The organism is Bacillus sp. Root131, from assembly GCF_001429475.1.
Lineage (GTDB): Bacteria > Bacillota > Bacilli > Bacillales > Bacillaceae_G > Bacillus_A > Bacillus_A thuringiensis_S.
Genome location: NZ_LMJQ01000001.1, coordinates 360,025 through 360,265 on the forward strand (window position 1 = coordinate 360,025; position 241 = coordinate 360,265).

Sequence of the window (241 nt, forward strand, 5' to 3'; positions counted from 1 at the left end):
CAACGGTGGCACCAGCCGTAGAAAAAATCACAGTGTCAAATAATAAAGTGGAAGCAGAAGATACAATTACAGTGTCAGAACTGAAAAAAGGTGACATTGTYCGTGTATATGAAGCATCAAAAGGTGGAGAAGCAATCGTAACATCAGAAGCAGTAGCGGAAGGAAAAACAGAAGCAACAATTTTAGGGAAAGACCTTTTAAAAGTAACAGGTGGCACAGTATATGTAAGTGTACAAAGTGA

The 241-nt window shown here is 38.8% G+C and carries 1 pseudogene; it reads left to right on the forward strand.

What is annotated here, in order from left to right:
- Nucleotides 1–241, forward strand: a pseudogene (locus ASE54_RS36675) (IMP dehydrogenase); the annotation flags it as partial.